This is a genomic window from Pedobacter sp. KLB.chiD (assembly GCF_047040275.1).
Lineage (GTDB): Bacteria > Bacteroidota > Bacteroidia > Sphingobacteriales > Sphingobacteriaceae > Pedobacter.
In genome coordinates this window covers 2,839,739-2,858,608 of record NZ_CP178207.1, presented here as the reverse complement: position 1 = coordinate 2,858,608, position 18,870 = coordinate 2,839,739, and the positions used below count along the sequence as shown (strand labels likewise).

The following is an 18,870-nucleotide window of genomic DNA, read 5'->3' as shown; positions in this document are numbered from 1 at the left end:
GCCAGGCGGCAAAGTGCCCGACTAAACACCCATGGTGTTTTAACTTATTGAGATGAGAATAATCAGGTAATGATGCCTGATTGAAATAAGATATTATTAAGAATATTTAGTTATGTTAAAAACGCTCCGTTTTGTTTTTGTGGTTTCTTTATTGGTATTGCTGCAACAATATGTATTTGCAGCGGTAGAACCCTATCAAAACTTTTTGAAAGGGAACATTAAAGCTGGCGACTCCTTATCGGTAAAAGACGAAAAGTTTAGAAATACAACGTTCAACTGGGCTGATATCACCAATATCTCAGTTAAAAACAGCATTAATTTGCAGGTCCTGGATGAACAGGACATCAGCCAGTCTTTTAGCTGTAGCTTAAAAATCAGGATTGAATATTTTAGTTCTCCGGCGCAGATCGATGCAACTAAAATTGACGATGTAACGCTTAATGTAAGTTATAATAAAAATGCAGGAGCCGTTTACAAAGGTATAGATACCTATAGTTTTCAAAATGGTTTTTATGTAAAAGTATATGTAGTTTCTATTAACAGTCCGGAATTCGGAACGCAGCTGCCTCCGGTATTGCAATTGAGCAGCATGATCAATATCGACCGTAAATATGCTTTTAAACCTTACTTGTTTTTAGGTATTAATGGCGAGCAGGCAGAACAACCCAAAAATAAAGGTTTGCAAAGGTTAAGCGTTGGAACTGTTCAGGATAATCAGTTAAGGTTGAGCTGGTCTTTAGTGCCCGGTGCAGAAGAATATGATGTAGAGTGGGTAAGTATTGATAATGGATCAGAATGGGAAACGATTGCAGACGCATTAAAATTAAACAGCGGAGCATATTCTAATGATGATATCGGAGCCATCTTCAGAAACAATGCCACACGGATAACCACCCACGAAAATAACTATACCATTTCTTTGCTGTATAATGCCAAATATATTCTGGTGAGGATGAGGCAAGTGCAATACACTACTGATGGGCTTAGAAATACCGGCGACTGGTTTTATAAACAGGATAACAATAATAACTATGCAATATGGGAGCCGGGCTGGCATGAGCAGAATTTAAACTGGCAATATGCTGCTACTTATGCCGAAGAAGGCAAAAAGAAAGAAGTAGTCAGTTACTTTGATGGTTCGCTAAGGGGGCGCCAAACCGTAACCCTCAACAATAGTGATGATGTAGCTGTTGTACAAGAGAATATTTACGATGAGTTTGGGCGCCCTGCAGCGAGTATTTTACCTGCGCCGGTTAGAGAAAGTACAACCAACCAATCTTTGCATTATTTTCCAGCTTTTAACCGGAATGCCAGCAATTTGCCATATAGTTATACCGATTTAAATGCGGCCAATTGCGAACCTTTGCCGTCGGCTCTGAATATATCATCCGGCGCGTCACGCTATTATTCAGCACAAAATCAGTTTAAAAACCTTACCTCATTTAATCAATATCTTCCTGATGCCGGTGGTTATCCTTTATCGGTAACACAATATACGCCAGATCAAACCGGTCGGATAAAATTGCAGGGCGGTGTGGGTTATACCTTTCAGCCCGGTACCGGTGAAAAGCATACTACCCGATATTATTATGCTAAACCTGAACAGTGGGAATTAGACAGGCTGTTTGGTAACGATGTTGGCTTTGCAGAGCATTACCTTAAAAATATGGTGATCGATCCAAACGGACAGATCAGTATCAGCTACCTCAATGCCAGCGGTAAAACTATTGCTACTGCATTAACCGGTAATACACCTGATAATGTTTCCGGCCTGGATAACAAGCCAGCTGTACAGGAGATTAATATGAAAATATTAAAACCGGAGCAGTTTAATTTTGATGCCAGCCGCTTGAGCCTAAATGCCACTACCACTTACACCGCATCGGTACCAGGCCCTGTTACGCTAAAGTATGATATAGAAAAACTGATTGCCCAATATCCGGGTACCACTTTTCAACCCTGCAGTAATTGCTATTATGAGCTGGACATCACCATCCGGGATAACTGTAATGTTGTGGTTTATAATACTGCTGCACCCGTTATAATTGGCGCTGATAGTTCCAGTTGTGAAAATGTAGGCATACAAAATGGTACTATTGAAACCGCATTTAACCAGATCGGCGAATACTACATCACCTTTAATTTTAACCTGAGCGAGCGCGTAATCAATTACTTTACAAACGAATATGTAAAAAAAGGCCAGAATGCGCTTTACCTTCAAAAACAGTCTGATTTTGTATTGAAGTATCTTGCCGAAAGCCGCTTTCAGGATTGTTTTGCCGATTGTAAAACGGCAAGGGCAAAACTGGGCAATAAGGCAGATTTTACAGCCATGTTTATCGCCAGGCTGAATCAGCTTGGCGAAGCCCCGGCTGCTTATCAGAATCTGATTTCAAGTACTTACGATGATCTTTTAAATAAAGTAGCGGCACTTGAAGCGTCTTGTGTGAGCACAGCCAGCCCTTGCGATGATTACCGCAACCCCATGTTGTCAGATGTTTCGCCTGGCGGGCAATATGCCATGGTTGATGATGCTGGTAACTTTTTAGAGACGGCTACCAACGTACTACAACTATATTTTAAACATGGTGCATTTGATAACCTGGATAGTGCTGATCCCGCTTATATCAATAGTGCCGTAACCAAAGAAGATGGCAGTATTATTTATCCATATGATGCCTCATTTACATTAGATGACCTGGTAAAGTATTGGAAACCCGATTGGGCAGAACAATTTCTCCGTTTCCACCCCGAATATTGCAAACTTCAGTTTTGTATTAACCACTCCGGAGAAAAAGCATGGGATAACCATTTAAAGGAAATAGAAACGGCAGCAGCAATTGGTTACCACCGCAGCAATTCGATAAACTGGCTGCTCAATACCGATCCCTTTTTTACCAATTCTGCATATGCGACCTACAAGAGCAATATGGAATTCGATCTGAATAATTTCAGTGTGGTAAAAACCGGGCGTAATGATGTTGCCGTAAAAAATATCAATGGCTTTATTGATTTTGTTCTTTACTGTTCTGATACAACAGGTACTGCTAATTTGGGGGCAAGTACAACCGTACAGAACTGGAATGCCTGCAGCCCCAATGATGCCTGCAGGGTAGAAAACCGCGAATGGCAACTTTACCGCGATTATTATCTCGAGCTTAAAGAAAAGTATATAGAAATAATCCGAAATAACGAAACCTGTAATCCCGCTACTGCCTGTACCATAGGGAAACCTGTTAGTGCTGAATATGATTACACTAACAATGGCGATTGCTCAACAAGAATATTCGCAGCGTCCACACAGCAGCTGTCTCCAAATAGCTATAAAACATTCGATTACCTCAATAACCAGCAGGTAACATATACCTACATTACGGGAACGCATAGTGCACCGCCTGCAATTAGTTGCAGCAATCTGGGAACCAGGCAGTTTTACAGCTGCTTAGAGGTTGCTATGCCGTCGGGGGCAACAATAAGGTATACCAATGTGTGGGAAATGACCTGCACAGAAAGTACTCCTGCAGGCTGCACTTTTGAGGGTAGTTTGACTCCCAATGGCAGTTATGGTTATGGTTCTTATTATACCGTTAATTATCCTTATCAATATCAATATACCATTTTTGAAGGTTATGATGAAGCTGATCCACCCGCTGTAGGCTGTAACGGAGGTTTATATAATAGCGATCTTACTTTTTATCCTTGTTATACCGTTTTTTATAACAATACAAGTTACTTATTCAATAATGTATGGGTAAGTATTTGTAGTAACTATATTGGAGGAGGCGGCGGCGGCGGAGGTGGCGGTAATCCATGTGATCAGCAGCCTACCGCACTTTTTAAAGCAGTTGAAGCCACCACGAGCAATGTTGAACAACAGCCTTGCGAAACTACCATGCAGCTAATGGCCAATAATACTGATGAGCAGCAGGTATTGGCCGATTTTGACAGCAATAAGATTTATAGCGTTAGTAAAGTAAACGCTGAAGAGGGCAATAGCCATGCTACAACACAGGCCAGAAGAAGTAATAGCGATACTTCTGTATCATATACACCAGGCCAATTTGGTGAATATGAATTTAAACCTTATTTCGCGGTGCAAAATGAGAAAGGGAGTTATCAGATTTACCGAAATGTTTGGGTAGCCCGGTACCAGCCAGAGCTTGCCTCTACACCATCGATGACCACGAGGAGCAGTGCGCCGCAAGAGGAAAATGCAATGCGGGTTTCAAACACGGTTACGGTTTGTGCAAAAATAAGCGATGAGGCCAACTTAAACGATGGTAATATTTCGAAATATATCGATTGTTATGGTTATTACTTTCACAATCCCAGAAAAACAACGGTAGAACTGGTTGATCAGAATGGTAATCCGGTATCATTCCATATGGATGTACAGGTAACGGTAAATTTCCGGGTTGACCACGACTACTCAAGCACATACGAATCGGTAGTCATATCAGTTCCAAACGGACAAAGCTCTGCTACTTATTTTTACGACTCGACCTATTACATACAAGTACAGAATTGTAGTCCGTTCCAAAAGGTATATTTAAGCCAGAATACCATATCAGGAGCAAGTTTTTGCACTCCAACACCACCTTCAGCCAATTGCCCGGCCATTTATGCTGAAAAAAAGAGCAGGTTCGATCCGGATATCATCGCGCCCAAAACAGGTTTAACCGAGGCGCAGTATAAGGCAGAGCAATATGCTGCATTAACCAGCCAGATCAATACTTCCTGTACCGGTAGTGCCGATGGCTGGATTCAGCGTCTTCAAAAAGGATTGGAAGCGGGTAACTTCACCTCAAAAATAGATGAACTCAGAAACAACTTAATCACTTTATGTACGCTGGGAGGAGACCTCGATCATCCTTTTGGTGCCAGTAGTTTACCCGGCTCAACTACTATAAATATTAATGGACATGCGGCCAGAAATTTTGGCGACGTCATTAAATACACACTAGGAATTAATACTTTTACCGATCTGCTGAACCCATGGTTAATCGATTCGCCTTATCCGCATGAGGTGATACAGCAACCTACCCAGGTTTCCATCTCCGCTACTACAGATGCGATCTGTACTAAGTTAAAGAACCTGCCGGGTTATGGTACATCGGGTTTTTATAATACACTGGTGGCGCAGTACGGTGGTGCAATGACTTTAACCGAAGCAGAATTAAATACCCTGATCAAAGGCTGTACCAACTGTAAACACCTGCTTGATTACGATATCAAACTTCCTGTTTTTCTGGATGCAGGGGCAACTGGTTGTGTAACTAGAAATGCTTATAATACGGCTGTTTCCGAATTAAATACAGCTTTTGGTAATACCTTAAATCCGGCATCTGCCCATTACGAAACCATTTTTAGCAACTACTTAAACCAGAAATTCGGCTTTTTCCTGTCGTACCAGGATTACGTGGATTACAGTTCCAGCAACCGCGACCTATTGTGTAACGAGCCTCCTTATGTTGCCGCACCTGTTGATCCGATGGCATGCGTAAAAACATTAATCGATCAGGCTTACGGAACAGGGAGCGAGCAATACAGCAGTTATATTAATGAAGAGAAAAGAAAATTTGTTAATGCCTATGTAAGCACCTGTGCAGCTGCAAAGGCTAATGTTATGCTTAAGGCTTCGCAACAGATTTACCATTATACACTATACTATTACGATCTGGCCGGTAACCTCATCCGTACCGTACCGCCAGAAGGAGTGACACTTTTAAACGATAATGAGATTGAACTGGTACAGCGTGGCAGGAAAGCACAGCCTGAAGATTGCAATTATAATGGCCCGCTAACTGCGGCCGATCAGAATACCGCTTTACAAACCCTAAGCAATACTTTACAGGCGCACGGCAATACCGCGGTAGAAATGTGGTTGTATACAGATGCTGATGGGGGCAAGCAATTTATTGCGGCCACGCCAGATATGAAATACATGTTACAGGCCTGCGTAAACGGAAACCTGGTTAATGTTGATATTTTTACCTTAAACCAAACGGCAGCAGATCAGGTAAGTATTGTATTAAGCAGGCACATTACCGCCAATGTGAGCGATATTTTACCATTATCGCCATGGACACACGTGGTGGTACAGGGAACAGATCTTGCGCAGGGTATTGCACAGATCTGGGTAAACGGGAAAGCCTATAACCCGGTGGCAGGCGCACCGGCAGCAGGTTGTGGCTGGGCCATTACCAGTAACCCGATTAATATGCCGCGCAATTTTACTAACCTGAAACACCTGCGTATTTATAACGGTCGTTTAATGGCGGCCGGCGAAATTGCCGCCAACGCCGCAAGCCCCTGCTTTGCCGTTGCCGATGGCACAGCTTTGGCCTGGTACCGTTTTAATATACCGGCAGCGGGAGAACCTACCACTATTGCCGAAAACAGTACCCTGGAAACCCAGTTTAACGGTACTTATCCTTTACACCGGTTAACCACTACTTATGCTTACAACGCCACCAATCAGGTGGTAAAACAATATACCCCTGATGCCGGCACCAGCAAGTTCTGGTACGATTACCTCAGCCGTTTGGTGATTTCGCAAAATGCAAAACAGGCCACAGGTAATAATTTTAGCTATACCGATTATGATGCATTGGGCAGGATAAAAGAGGTAGGCCAAAAAAACACCACAAGCAGCGGTTTAACCGAACCGGCTTACGTAGACAATACTTTTTACCGTAACTTTTTAAGCTCAGGAAATAATACACAGATTACCCAAACTTACTATGATGGTTTGATTAGCGGTAATGGCACATTAACCAACCTGGGGTTGGAGAACCAGCGTAAGCTTGTATCAGCAAGTGTGTACCGTGAAACACCGGGAACATCAGCCATCAATGCAACGTATTATAACTATGATGTAAGTGGCAATGTGAAAACGTTATACCAGCAAATTAACGGACTGGGTTTAAAAACCATCAATTACGAATACGATTTAATTAGCGGTAAAGTTAATTTTCTGGCTTATCAGCATGGACAGAACGATGCCTTTTATTACCAATATAAATATGATGCCGATAATCGCCTAACCGCCGCATGGAGCAGCACCCAGGCCAGTGTAGTTAATTATGGTTTTGGTAGTACGCTGACTGATCCCAGCCGGCGCCTGGATGCCAGTTACCAATATTATCTGCATGGCCCGCTGGCCAGGATGGAACTTGGCCGGAACCTGGAGAAAGTACAGGGAATGGATTATGCTTATACCTTGCAGGGTTGGTTAAAGGGGGTAAATGGTACCAGATTAGAACCAGGCATAGAGATGGGTGCGGATGCCGGACCGGGCCAGAATACCACCATCGGCAAAGATGCCCTGGCTTACAGCCTGGGTTATTACAATGGCGATTATAGCCCGATTGGTGGCAATGGTGCTTTTGCCCAAACCTATGTGGGGGCCAATGGCGATCTTACGGGTAAGCCTTTGTTTAATGGTAACATCAGTAACAGCACTTACGCCATTGCAGGTATTAACAGTGGTGCAACCGTTGGTTACAGTTACGGTTACGATCAGTTAAACCGCATTAAAAATGTAAACCAGCACGATTTGGGTACCGGTAACTGGAGTTTTGCCAGTGCAGGCAATAAGTTTAAAGAAAGTTTTAATTACGATGGTAACGGAAACATTTTAAACCTGCTGCGCAATAACCAGAATGGCAATGCAATGGATAATTTGGGCTATGTCTATAACCGTAATGCCGAGGGCAAACTGCTTAATAACCGCCTGGCCGCTGTAAACGATGCCGTTGGCGTAAACAATGGAAACGATATTGGCAATAACAATTACAGTTACGACGAAATCGGCAATTTAAAAACCGATGCTGCCGAAGGTATCAGCAATATCGATTGGAGTGTGTATGGTAAAATCAGGAGCATCAGCAAAAACAGCGGAGGCATTAATTATACTTACGATCCATCGGGCAACCGGGTAAGCAAGCTTTACAATAATATAACCACTTATTACGTGCGCGATGCACAGGGCAATAGTCTGGCAGTTTACGACAATGCCGGCAATACCAGCAACTGGCGCGAGCAACAACTGTATGGCAGTAGCCGTTTGGGAATGTGGAAACCAAACCTTAATTTAGCTACAGGCAATGGCAGCAGTATTTGGAACAGCTATGGCCTTAAGTTCTTTGAGTTGAGTAACCACCTGGGTAACGTTATGGCGGTGGTGAGCGATAACCGTTTGCAGACTGGAAATACTTATGCGCCTGATGTAATTAACAGCAATGACTATTACGCTTTTGGTGGGCAGATGAAGGGCCGCGATTTTACCAACCCTGGTGCACAGGCCTACCGTTATGGCTTTAACGGTAAGGAGAATGATAACGAGGTAAAAGGGCAGGGTAACCAGCAGGACTATGGCATGAGGATTTATGATCCGAGGATTGGGAAGTTTTTGAGTGTGGATCCGTTGCAGAAGCAGTATCCAGATTTAACACCGTATCAATTTGCATCCAATAGCCCAATAGAAAATATAGATCTGGACGGTCTTGAAAAGATTTCTGTAAAGTTAACAATGAAAGAAGGAAAGCCTGTAATAAAAACATTAAGTGAGGGCCCTAAACAACTTTCATTCCTTCAAATGTTGGGAAGAGGGACGTTTACAAGAGATGTACCATTAGAATATAATGTTAAATATCAAGGACAAACCTATAATTTTTCTGATGCGCGAAAAGGAGATGGTTTAGAACCCGTATACTCTTTAACAGAAATGAGAACATTCCTTCGAAACCCAAATCCTGATAACTATATATCTCAAGATGAGGCGACGCAAGCATTTCAAAAACAAGTTATATTCAATGCTATTGTTTATAATTTACGTGAAATCACACAAGGTGCAACATTAGGATTTTTGGCAAAACAAAATGTAGCTTCAAATGTAAAAAAATCCGTATCACCAGCCAATGTAGGAGTAACACTGAAGAACAATAACCCTCAGATAGGAGATGGTTTTGTCTCATATAGTCCTAGTATTGCGGGAGGAAAAATAAACATTGGTGAGAGAGCCGTAACTAATGGTCGATTTGATTTCGTAATTACTAATGAAGGACAAGTAAAAATCGGCGTAGGCCATTATAATTTGTCTGGGGGGGCTGAAACGGTAAAGGCAGCTGGAACGTTAAAGATATATAAAGGACAGGTAATGGAAATATCAAATAATTCGGGGCATTATCAACCAACATTGGCTGAGGGCGTAAGTGCTGTAGGTTTACTTAATAAGGCTGGAGTAAATACAACAGGAGCAAATGTTAAATTATATAATAGTGAAGGTAGGATAGAAAAAACTTTTAAGGCGAACTGATGTATTTACATTTTAATGAAGAAATAATTTCACTTTCTCGTGAAATATTGACAAGGTCAATAAACGAAGCAACGTACTTTCCAATTGATAGGGCTTTTTTAGAGCAGTTCATTAATCAAATAGTTTCTGTAAATAATATTGATTTTATACTTTACAATATAGAGCTAATTAATCCAACTTATACTAAAGCGCTTTTTTTATGCTTGCCAGAATTATGGACCAACTTTAGCGAAGATGATTTTGATTACCTACTAAAAAAATTTAGCAACAGTATTTCTTATTTTTTGCTTATAGAATTCTCTTATAAATATATTGAAGTCAATATTTTAGAATTAATATTGAAATATGCGAAGATTAATGGTTTTTATAATGATGTTAAAGAATACTTAAAAAACCAATATAGTACAATTATTAAAAGTATGGATGAAAGAATGGATTTGGAGATTGGGGTTGAGAGAGAGGCCTTTGGTTATAATGCGGAATTATGGAATTATATTAAGCAAAGATTACTAATTGGAGGAGATATTAAAGAAGCAATTCAAGATATACTTTATCTTGAAAATTACCTCAGTAAGCTCTTAACTATTTCTTAATCTAGCTTAAATTGGTACTTCTACCTGGGTAACGTAATGGCGGTGGTGAGCGATAACCGTTTACAAAGCGGCAATACTTATGTACCCGATGTAATTAACAGTAACGACTATTATGCTTTTGGTGGTCAGATGGGAGGCCGGAGCTATAACCTCAGCGGATCTTTGCCTTACCGCTATGGTTTTAACGGTAAGGAGAATGATAACGAGGTAAAAGGAACCGGCAACCAACAGGATTATGGTATGCGGATCTATGATCCGAGGATAGCGAAGTTTTTGAGTGTAGATCCGATAACTGCAAATTATCCGATGCTGACTCCATATCAGTTCGCCAGCAATAGTCCTATTCACGCTATTGATTTAGACGGATTAGAAGGTTCATGGGCTGGCGCCCTGCAAGGAGTTCCGGCCAGTGAACGCGATAACTTTAATAAAGGATTAAGAGAAGGTCATAAAAAAGGTCTGATTGCAGTTACTACTGCATCAGCAGTTGCAGCTGATTTATACTTTACTGGAGGTAAAGTATCCCAGTTTTTTCTAGGAGCACAATTTTTTAGTGGGTTTAACGATAACAAAGCTAAAACATTAGAGGGGCGTATTCAGCAAGAAAAGGATTCACGAAATGCAATAAGTCAAGCTGTTTTTGCTTATGGAACTGGTGTTGCTTTAGGAAAAGTATTCTCTGTTGCTGCACCTTTTTTTAAATCATCAATCAAATTTATCTCCTTTAAAGGTAGTACTACAACTTTCGCCGAATTCGAAGGGAACAACCTTGGAACCTATTCGTATTCGTCTACTAAGGGATTAGAATTAGATTTAAATATACCAAAGCAATTGCAGGGAAAAGGTTTAGGTAGTAAAATCTTCGAAACAGCTGTTAAGACCACAAAAGCTGATAAATTTACAGCTAAGTGGATTATGGATGAAGGATATGAGGGAGGAATGTCTACTAATTTAAAAGATTTTTATAATGCCATAAAAGTGGGGGCTAAAGATACAGAGGCTGCATTTTCTACTTGGTCAGGTCAGCAAGCAAAGGCAGCTGGCTTTAAAAATGTTGTAGTTCAGCGAATAGGTAATGGAGTTGAGGCTACGTTTACTAAATAAATTATATGAAGAATTTTTGTTTAAGTTCAAGTGTATCAAATTTCTATACGACAATTAATGCAGATTTATGTAGAAGACTTGTAGATGATTACGATGAAGATAATAATTGCTGGCCATTCTTAATAATTGCAGATGAAAAGGTAAGTTCTTTGGTTTTTAGTTTGGATAAAGAGATTCGGAAGATATTATATGATTACAAACCAAATGAATTTACAACCAGTCTTTTGAAGTTTAAAGGACAGTCTTATAAAATTAATTTGAGGAATCACCTAGATTTTGAACTAGCGTGTAAGGTACAGTTATACAATGCTGCTGCTTTGACTTTAAATTTTCGCAGTCATTTATGGCTTTTTAATAATGAACTTTTAGAAAAGTATCATGGAGGAAGTATTATTGCCTATTTGAGGGGACATATTCTTTTAAGTGAAAAAGAAATCTTTGAGGGTATTAATTCCCTTTGGCAAAAACTGAAACTCAATAAATCAATTAGCCTGGAAGCTATTTCTTTAGGCTTAGAAAATTTAATTAAATATGGCTTAGTTTATAAAGATGAAATAGTTGGTGAGTATTCAGTTACTGCAACTGGATACATGTATCGTTAGTAATTGTTCTCACTAGCGCAAGTCTTAGCGGAGCAGATGACTTGTGCGTTTAAACAATCTTAGCCTGGCCTTTATGCCGGGCTTTTTTGTTTTCTAGTTTCAGGTTAAATGATTCTTGTTTTTATGGATGTAATAAGATCCTTCGCATAAAACTTAATATGCTGCAGCAAACCGGGTAAGCAAAACAGTAGGCAGCCTGAATACCTGGTATGTACGGGATGCGCAGGGCAATAACCTGGCGGTTTACGAGGCGGCAACTTCCGGCGGAGCGGTCACCTGGAAAGAGCAGCAATTGTATGGCTTCAACCATTTGGGAATGTGGCGTCCGGATGTTAACTTAGCCTCTGCCAATGCGCCTTCAGTATGGACGCAAACAGGCAAAAAGTTCTTTGAACTAAGCAATCTCCCGATAGCTATCGGGATGGGCAATGTGATGTCGGTGATCAGTGATGAGGTCGTAAACGATAATGGAACGTATAAACCTACGGTCATATCTGCCAACGATTATTCACCTGTTATCGTTGTTGATCAATGGCGTTCATGAGCTCGGCAAAGCCTCGGTTATTATGCTTTTGGTGGTCATATGGGCGGCAGAAGCTACAACCTCGGCGGATCTGTGCCTTACCGCTATGGCTTTAACGGCAAAGAGAATGATAACGAGGTAAAGGGAGCAGGTAACCAGCAGGATTACGGGATGAGGATCTACGATCCGAGGATTGGGAAGTTTTTGAGTGTGGATCCGATAACTGCAAATTATCCGATGCTGACTCCATATCAGTTCGCCAGCAATAGTCCTATTCAAGCTATTGATTTAGACGGATTAGAAGGTTCATGGGCTGGCGCCCTGCAAGGAGTTCCGGCCAGTGAACGCGATAACTTTAATAAAGGATTAAGAGAAGGTCATAAAAAAGGTCTGATTGCAGTTACTACTGCATCAGCAGTTGCAGCTGATTTATACTTTACTGGAGGTAAAGTATCCCAGTTTTTTCTAGGAGCACAATTTTTTAGTGGGTTTAACGATAACAAAGCTAAAACATTAGAGGGGCGTATTCAGCAAGAAAAGGATTCACGAAATGCAATAAGTCAAGCTGTTTTTGCTTATTGAACCGGGGTTGCTTTAGGTAAGATTTTTAATTTTAGCACTTCGCTTTTTAAACCAATTAGTCAATCTGCTTTATCGGCTTTCGAAAGTGGCGGAACTAAGTTGGTTTCTTCTGAAATGCTTGCTAAGTATCCAGGGAGTCCTGTTGTAGGAAACCCAGCAGAAACATTTATAGCACCAACTAGTGAGATTAATGCATTATTATCTAGCGGGGCAACTAGACAACAAATAGCTGCAAAATTAGGTATAGAGGATCCATTGTTTTCAAGGGTGACTTAATAAGAGTCCATATTAAACCTAGTACATTAAAGGAGTTAAATCTTAGATTACCAACTGGAAATGAAGTAGGGGCAAATAATTTATTTATACCAGGGGGAAAAACAGTTGGTGGAACTACGGAAGGTATTATTAACGGGATACCTAAAAATGCGGCAGGAGTCACCTTAAATAAAGTTAAATAATAAAATAATGAATAACAGAGGCGATCGTTTTTTATTGCAATGCAAAGTGAACTATTTTAAAGGGATTACTCCATCTAATCCAATTAATTATCAGGACTTGGATTACCAGCTATTAATTGATATTGGAATGGAGTATCTTAATGGTAATGAAATTGAAGAGTTTGCGAATTTATTCAGAGAGAGCCAATATTTTGTTTCACTGTGGGCAGCTCATATAATATATGATTATGGGAACCCTGATAATCGATTAAAAAAAGAGTGCTTGGAGGTCATAAAAGATTATTCAGAACATCCTTTAAATAGTAAGATTTCAGAGGAAGAAACAGCTTGGATAAAGTTACATCAAGATGAATTTCGTAATTTTAAATAATGACCCTCGCTGGTGCAAGTCTTAGTGGGGGGAGGCAGTGTCTCTGCTATGATATAGTAAAATTAGGATATGATATTATTGCTTTAGATGGAACATCAGCTGGCGATTATATTTTTTGGGAATTGCATTATGGATTTTAAACAAAAAAGAAGAAGCCATTTCAATTTAGAAACAGGCCATTAGATTACCTTATCAGGACGTATCAGGTGGACTTGACCAATTCTTTTTACTATATTTTTCAGATGTAAAATTGGAAGATAAAAAGTTAAAACAAGAGACCATAAAAGGCATAAAAAACTCCCAAAAACAAAGTCGAATATTAATTGGCCAAGCCCTCTTAATCATTATTTATTAGATGAAATTAACGAGTTTGATATTTTAAAGTATATTGATAATGATATTCTTGTTCTAAGAGAAAAGACAACTATGTCAAATGGATTTTATAATTGCAATAAAATGTTTAGAGAAACAAAATTTAGCGCAATTATAAAATCAAGCTTGAAGATAGTGCAAGTCTTAGCGAGCAGGATTGCGGGCCAGATGAATTGTGCTTTAAAATAATCTTCGCCTGGCTTTTTTCTTTTCTAGTTTTAGGTTAAATGAGTCATGTTCTTATGGATATAAGAAGATCTTTCGCATAAATCTAAATATGTTGCAGGAAACAGGGTACGCAAAACGGTGGGCAACCTGAATAGCTGGTATGTACGGGATGCGCAGGGCAATAACCTGGCGGTTTACGAGGCGGCAACTTCCGGCGGAGCGGTCACCTGGAAAGAGCAGCAATTGTATGGCTTCAACCATTTGGGAATGTGGCGTCCGGATGTTAACTTAGCCTCTGCCAATGCGCCTTCAGTATGGACGCAAACAGGCAAAAAGTTCTTTGAACTAAGCAATCTCCCGATAGCTATCGGGATGGGCAATGTGATGTCGGTGATCAGTGATGAGGTCGTAAACGATAATGGAACGTATAAACCTACGGTCATATCTGCCAACGATTATTCACCTGTTATCGTTGTTGATCAATGGCGTTCATGAGCTCGGCAAAGCCTCGGTTACTACGCTTTTGGCGGGCAGATGGGCGGCCGGAGCTACAACCTCGGCGGATCTGTACCTTACCGCTATGGTTTTAATGGTAAAGAGAATGATAATGAGGTAAAAGGGCAGGGTAACCAGCAGGATTATTCACAGTTGTTTGCAGTTTTATAGGCGTTCATGAGCTCGGCGAAGCCTCGGTTATGGTATGCGGATCTATGATCCGAGGATAGGTAAGTTTCTGAGCGTGGATCCGATAGCTAATCAGTATCCGGAATTAATACCATATCAGTTTGCGAGTAATAGTCCAATTGAAAGTATTGATTTGGATGGATTAGAAAGACAAAGTAGTAAGGATAATAGCGTTAAAGAGGCTGCCGGTACTGCACTGCTTGCTACAACTGGAACAAGTGCTACACAAGAGTTGGCTAAACAAGCTTTTGTGGGAGCTGTAAGGAATGGCGGGACACAAGCAGATAAGGGAATAACTGTTGAGAAAGCTGCTGGCGGAGCTTTTGCATTTTTAGGGAGAGCAGCTAGCTTAACACTAACTTTAGTATTTTCATCATTAGATGCAGGTAAAGGCAGTGACAGACCTTACCAAAGAATAACCAATGATCCTGCTAAATTATCAGATTTCGAAATTCAGCAAATCAAAGATAGAATTAGTCGATCGGAGGCAACTGCTCAAGACTTAATATATAAAAGCAAAATAGATAGTCGTTTAGGTCAAGGAAATTCCCCAGGTTTAGAAAAACTAAGATATGATTTAGGAAGTAATGATGCAGATTTAAGGGGTAGTGGAATTAATTTTTTAGATGCATTAAAGTATGCTTTTGAAAAAACAGTAGTCGACAGAAAAGATTTTACAGTTACGAAGTGGGGAACAAATGAATATGGGAAATCTTTTCCTGTTGAATATACTGCAAAGGGGGGGGCAGAGGTGAGTATTGATTTTGGTCGTGAAAATAATGGACCCGATAAACCACATGTGGGATGGAAAACACCTGGTAAAGGTAAAGACAAAAAAGTCGGACATATAATAGTAGATTATGTGCCTGCAGGTAGAACAGATAAAAAGCCTTAATTATGAAATTTTAAGAAGTCATAGTATTGAATTTTTAGATGCATTAAAACTTTTTAAAAAAAAAACTATTCAGCTTTCCAAAAATGAAAATTACATTCTTTTGGAAAAAGTATTTGAAAAAAATATAACGAAAAAAAAGTATGTCTACCCATTATGGGAATATATGTTCGAATTTAGCTCTATTAAATGTGAATATGGTTGGGAAAAATTTGAAACAATGCTAAAAGGTAAAGAAGTTGTTTTCTTTTTTGAATTAGACGATGATAAAAACATGTTTTTTTTAGAAGATGGTTCAATACTTACTGAGATCTTAGAAAATTGTTATTCATTTGTTTTCTATATCACAAATATGCATGGCGATTTTTTAATAGCTTATAATGATCACGATTATCTAATAGGAACAGGAAACGCTAAAGAGTGGATAGAAAAATTAAAATGCTTATAATTTAAATAATTAACCCGCCATATAAAATGCTATAGTTATAAAATTTAGAAGTCTCAATCCTAATTTTTTATAATTTTCGAGACACCATAATCCAATTGAGGCAGGCTTTTTAACAGCAGATTATCATTGGAAGTATATTAGTGCAATAGATTTTTCTGGAGAAAGGGGATTGTTAGAAATCGATATAATTTAATTAATTTGGATCCGAGCTGCAAGCTCGCACCAGTTGGGGAAACAATCTCATTAGTAGCCTCGCTATAAACGTTCAAAATCCTAATTGGCCCTTTACCTATTCAGCTATGAGGGGCCACTCCCCTCCTTTTTAAGGAGGGGTGCCCAAAGGCTGGAGGTGGTTAAATTATTTTCATTTACCAGTGCGGGTATAGTGTAGACGATTTTTCTCAAAAAATCGTCATCCCGAACTTCTGCCCGGCCGGGTGTTTCAGGATCCTATCAAGATATATTCAGAACTAAATATGATGGTTTACTATTGATTAGTGTCTACTAAACAATTAACTGTCTAACTATATCAGAAATTTTAATGGCATGTAAGTTAACAGTCGCTATTCAGCCTCTCCCAAAAACTACAAGCCCTTCTCAATAAACCTGACAAAAGGGGAAATCCTTTTTGTTGCCACTTCCATAAATCTCAGAGATCACGGCAACAAAAAGATTGTAGCGATGGCAGGGCTGCAAACCCCAAAACACGGAACCATTCGTTTCCAGATCCTTTTCATCATACCTCTTTTTCATGTAAGCACGAACAGGTTTCAGTTAGCGGTTAGTAGTTTTCAGTGTTTAACCATATCAGAAATTTAATGGGCATACAAAGTTAAATAAGCGCTATTTGATCCATCAGCGTTATAAACCTAACAACCACGTCGAGGGATTTAGTCATTTAATTTAGGGTTTTCAGCTATCAAACACCGTGGTTCCGTCAATCAGGTTTTTTTTAATGCTTCCTTTGTCTGATATTTAATATGGCATATTGTTATGAGATTAGCTGATCTGCTTCGCAATTGCCATAAACCAAAGCACAATTAGATGAAACTCAAACTATTCCCGTTTTTAATGGTACTTTTACCTATAGGCGCCTTTTCACAAACCATTTTCCGCAATGATGCTGGCCAGGCCAACATCAACGCTGGTTTTTATGAAGCATCAGCACCTGTCAATTTTCCGGCCGGTGCCTCCAGCTGGTGGCATTTGCTTGATGTAAGGCATTCAAATGGGGCGAACAATTATGCGATGCAACTTGCCGGTAGCTTTTTCGATCAGAACTTTTATCTGCGCAAAACCAATGACAATGCTCAACAGCCCTGGGTAAAAATTGTAACCGAAAGTGGTGGTAAGGTGGGCATTGGAACAACTGCGCCTCAGGTGCCACTACATGTTATGGGCAAGGGTTTATTTGAGGGGAATGTAAAAATCATGGCTACAGATGAAGGTTGGGCTGAGGGGCTAACGATAGTAAAACCGATTGGCTGGTCTGGCCTTCGCTTTACCAGAAATGATCCCAGTACCGGAAATTATGAAGGGAACTGGGCTATTGGTTATGCTGGCTCAACTGGAAATGACTTTACCATTAGCCATCAAGCAGGGAGTATACAGCACGATGCCTTATTTCATATCCGTTCGGATAACCAATTTGTAGGTATAGGAACGGCAAATCCTGAAGCTAAACTTACCGTAAAAGGAGGGGCGTTTGTGTTGGGGAGCCATACACCTGGCCATAATACCGATGGTTATATGAGTTTAGGAAATATTTTAGAAAGCTCTTCGCCAACCATCCAGGATTGGACCAGTAAAACTACGTTACTCCTGAATGCTCAGGATTATGCTACGATTGGTTTTCACGATTCTGGCAGCCGGGTTGATTTTATCCGGGCGGGTAACGGACTCATTGATTTGGGTTATGACGGTGGATTTGGCAAAGCAAATATTGGATTACCAAACGGAGTATGGAGCGCCGCGGGGAATGTGGGCATTGGTACCGCCAACCCCCATAGCAAGCTCCATATTGTTGATGGTGGGATTTCGAAAAATATTGGAAATGAAAATCCCATTACTGCGGGTGGACTGGTCATTCAGGCCAATACCGGGGGCCGGTCCCAGATAAACGGGGCGCAGCTGGAATTTGTTATACCGGCCAATACCGATGGAAGTAATATGTATAGTCAGGGCCGGATTATTACAGTTGCCGGGAACGATCAAAGTTATAATGCTACGGGTAGGATGATTTTAGGAACCAGAAGAATGTTCGATAAAAATGGTAACGGCCCACAGTGGTACTATGGTGATGATATTATCATCGATGGTTCTGGTTATGTCGGAATCGGGATCAACAACCCATCAGAAAAACTCACTGTAAATGGTAAAATCAAGGCGAATGAAATCAGGGTTAATGGTGCGGGAACACCAGATTACGTTTTTGAAGAGGATTACAAGATTTTATCGCTTAAAGAAATCGAGCAATACATCAAGAAGAACAAACACCTGCCCGAAATTCCATCAGCTCATGAAGCCGCCGAAAACGGAATTGCCCTTGGTGAAATGAATAAACTGTTGTTAAAAAAAATAGAAGAATTGACTTTACACCTGATCGAAAAAGATAAAATACTAAGCGATGTACAGGAAAGATTATTAAAATTGGAAAAGATTAACAAATAACAACAGGTAAATTGGTCAGTTAATTGACGGTTTCAGACGGTCAAAAACCCGGGTTTCATCAAACGTGGTTTTTTATTCCATTTTA

At 40.1% G+C, this 18,870-nt stretch carries 10 protein-coding genes and 1 pseudogene; all 11 read left to right on the top strand.

Features of this window, described 5'->3' with window-relative positions:
• The first annotated feature begins 112 nt into the window (after positions 1 to 112).
• The 11 genes and pseudogenes from ACK1I8_RS11740 to ACK1I8_RS11690 all read left to right on the top strand — a co-directional run bounded on the left by ACK1I8_RS11740 (position 113) and on the right by ACK1I8_RS11690 (position 18,785).
• Positions 113 to 9,319 (top strand): RHS repeat-associated core domain-containing protein, encoded by a 9,207-nt coding sequence (locus tag ACK1I8_RS11740; RefSeq protein WP_412465576.1) that lies wholly within the window; start codon positions 113 to 115, stop codon positions 9,317 to 9,319.
• Entirely contained in the window at positions 9,319 to 9,912 is a 594-nt protein-coding gene (locus ACK1I8_RS11735) for a hypothetical protein (protein WP_412465575.1), read from the top strand. The genes ACK1I8_RS11740 and ACK1I8_RS11735 overlap by 1 nt, the downstream gene beginning before the upstream one ends.
• A 36-nt stretch (positions 9,913 to 9,948) precedes the next feature.
• Positions 9,949 to 11,016: an RHS repeat domain-containing protein gene (locus tag ACK1I8_RS11730; protein ID WP_412465574.1), complete on the top strand. Its 1,068-nt coding sequence runs from the start codon at positions 9,949 to 9,951 to the stop codon at positions 11,014 to 11,016.
• Positions 11,017 to 11,021: 5 nt separating this feature from the next.
• Positions 11,022 to 11,618, top strand: a complete 597-nt coding sequence (locus ACK1I8_RS11725) for a hypothetical protein (protein ID WP_412465573.1) — start codon at positions 11,022 to 11,024, stop codon at positions 11,616 to 11,618.
• Positions 11,619 to 11,934: 316 nt separating this feature from the next.
• A complete protein-coding gene (locus ACK1I8_RS11720; RefSeq protein ID WP_412465572.1) occupies positions 11,935 to 12,162 on the top strand; it encodes a hypothetical protein in 228 nt (75 codons plus the stop codon).
• A gap of 30 nt (positions 12,163 to 12,192) precedes the next feature.
• Positions 12,193 to 12,723, top strand: a pseudogene (locus ACK1I8_RS11715) (RHS repeat domain-containing protein); the annotation flags it as partial.
• A gap of 465 nt (positions 12,724 to 13,188) precedes the next feature.
• Positions 13,189 to 13,551, top strand: coding sequence for a hypothetical protein (locus ACK1I8_RS11710; RefSeq protein ID WP_412465571.1), 363 nt, complete (start codon positions 13,189 to 13,191; stop codon positions 13,549 to 13,551).
• Between the two features lie 678 nt (positions 13,552 to 14,229).
• Positions 14,230 to 14,586: a hypothetical protein gene (locus ACK1I8_RS11705; protein ID WP_412465570.1), complete on the top strand. Its 357-nt coding sequence runs from the start codon at positions 14,230 to 14,232 to the stop codon at positions 14,584 to 14,586.
• A 205-nt stretch (positions 14,587 to 14,791) separates the two neighbouring features.
• Entirely contained in the window at positions 14,792 to 15,670 is an 879-nt protein-coding gene (locus ACK1I8_RS11700) for a polymorphic toxin type 47 domain-containing protein (RefSeq protein WP_412465569.1), read from the top strand.
• Entirely contained in the window at positions 15,636 to 16,115 is a 480-nt protein-coding gene (locus ACK1I8_RS11695) for a hypothetical protein (RefSeq protein WP_412465568.1), read from the top strand. Before ACK1I8_RS11700 ends, ACK1I8_RS11695 begins: the two co-directional genes overlap by 35 nt.
• A 1,044-nt stretch (positions 16,116 to 17,159) precedes the next feature.
• Positions 17,160 to 18,785, top strand: a complete 1,626-nt coding sequence (locus tag ACK1I8_RS11690) for a hypothetical protein (RefSeq protein ID WP_412465567.1) — start codon at positions 17,160 to 17,162, stop codon at positions 18,783 to 18,785.
• Positions 18,786 to 18,870 lie beyond the last annotated feature (85 nt).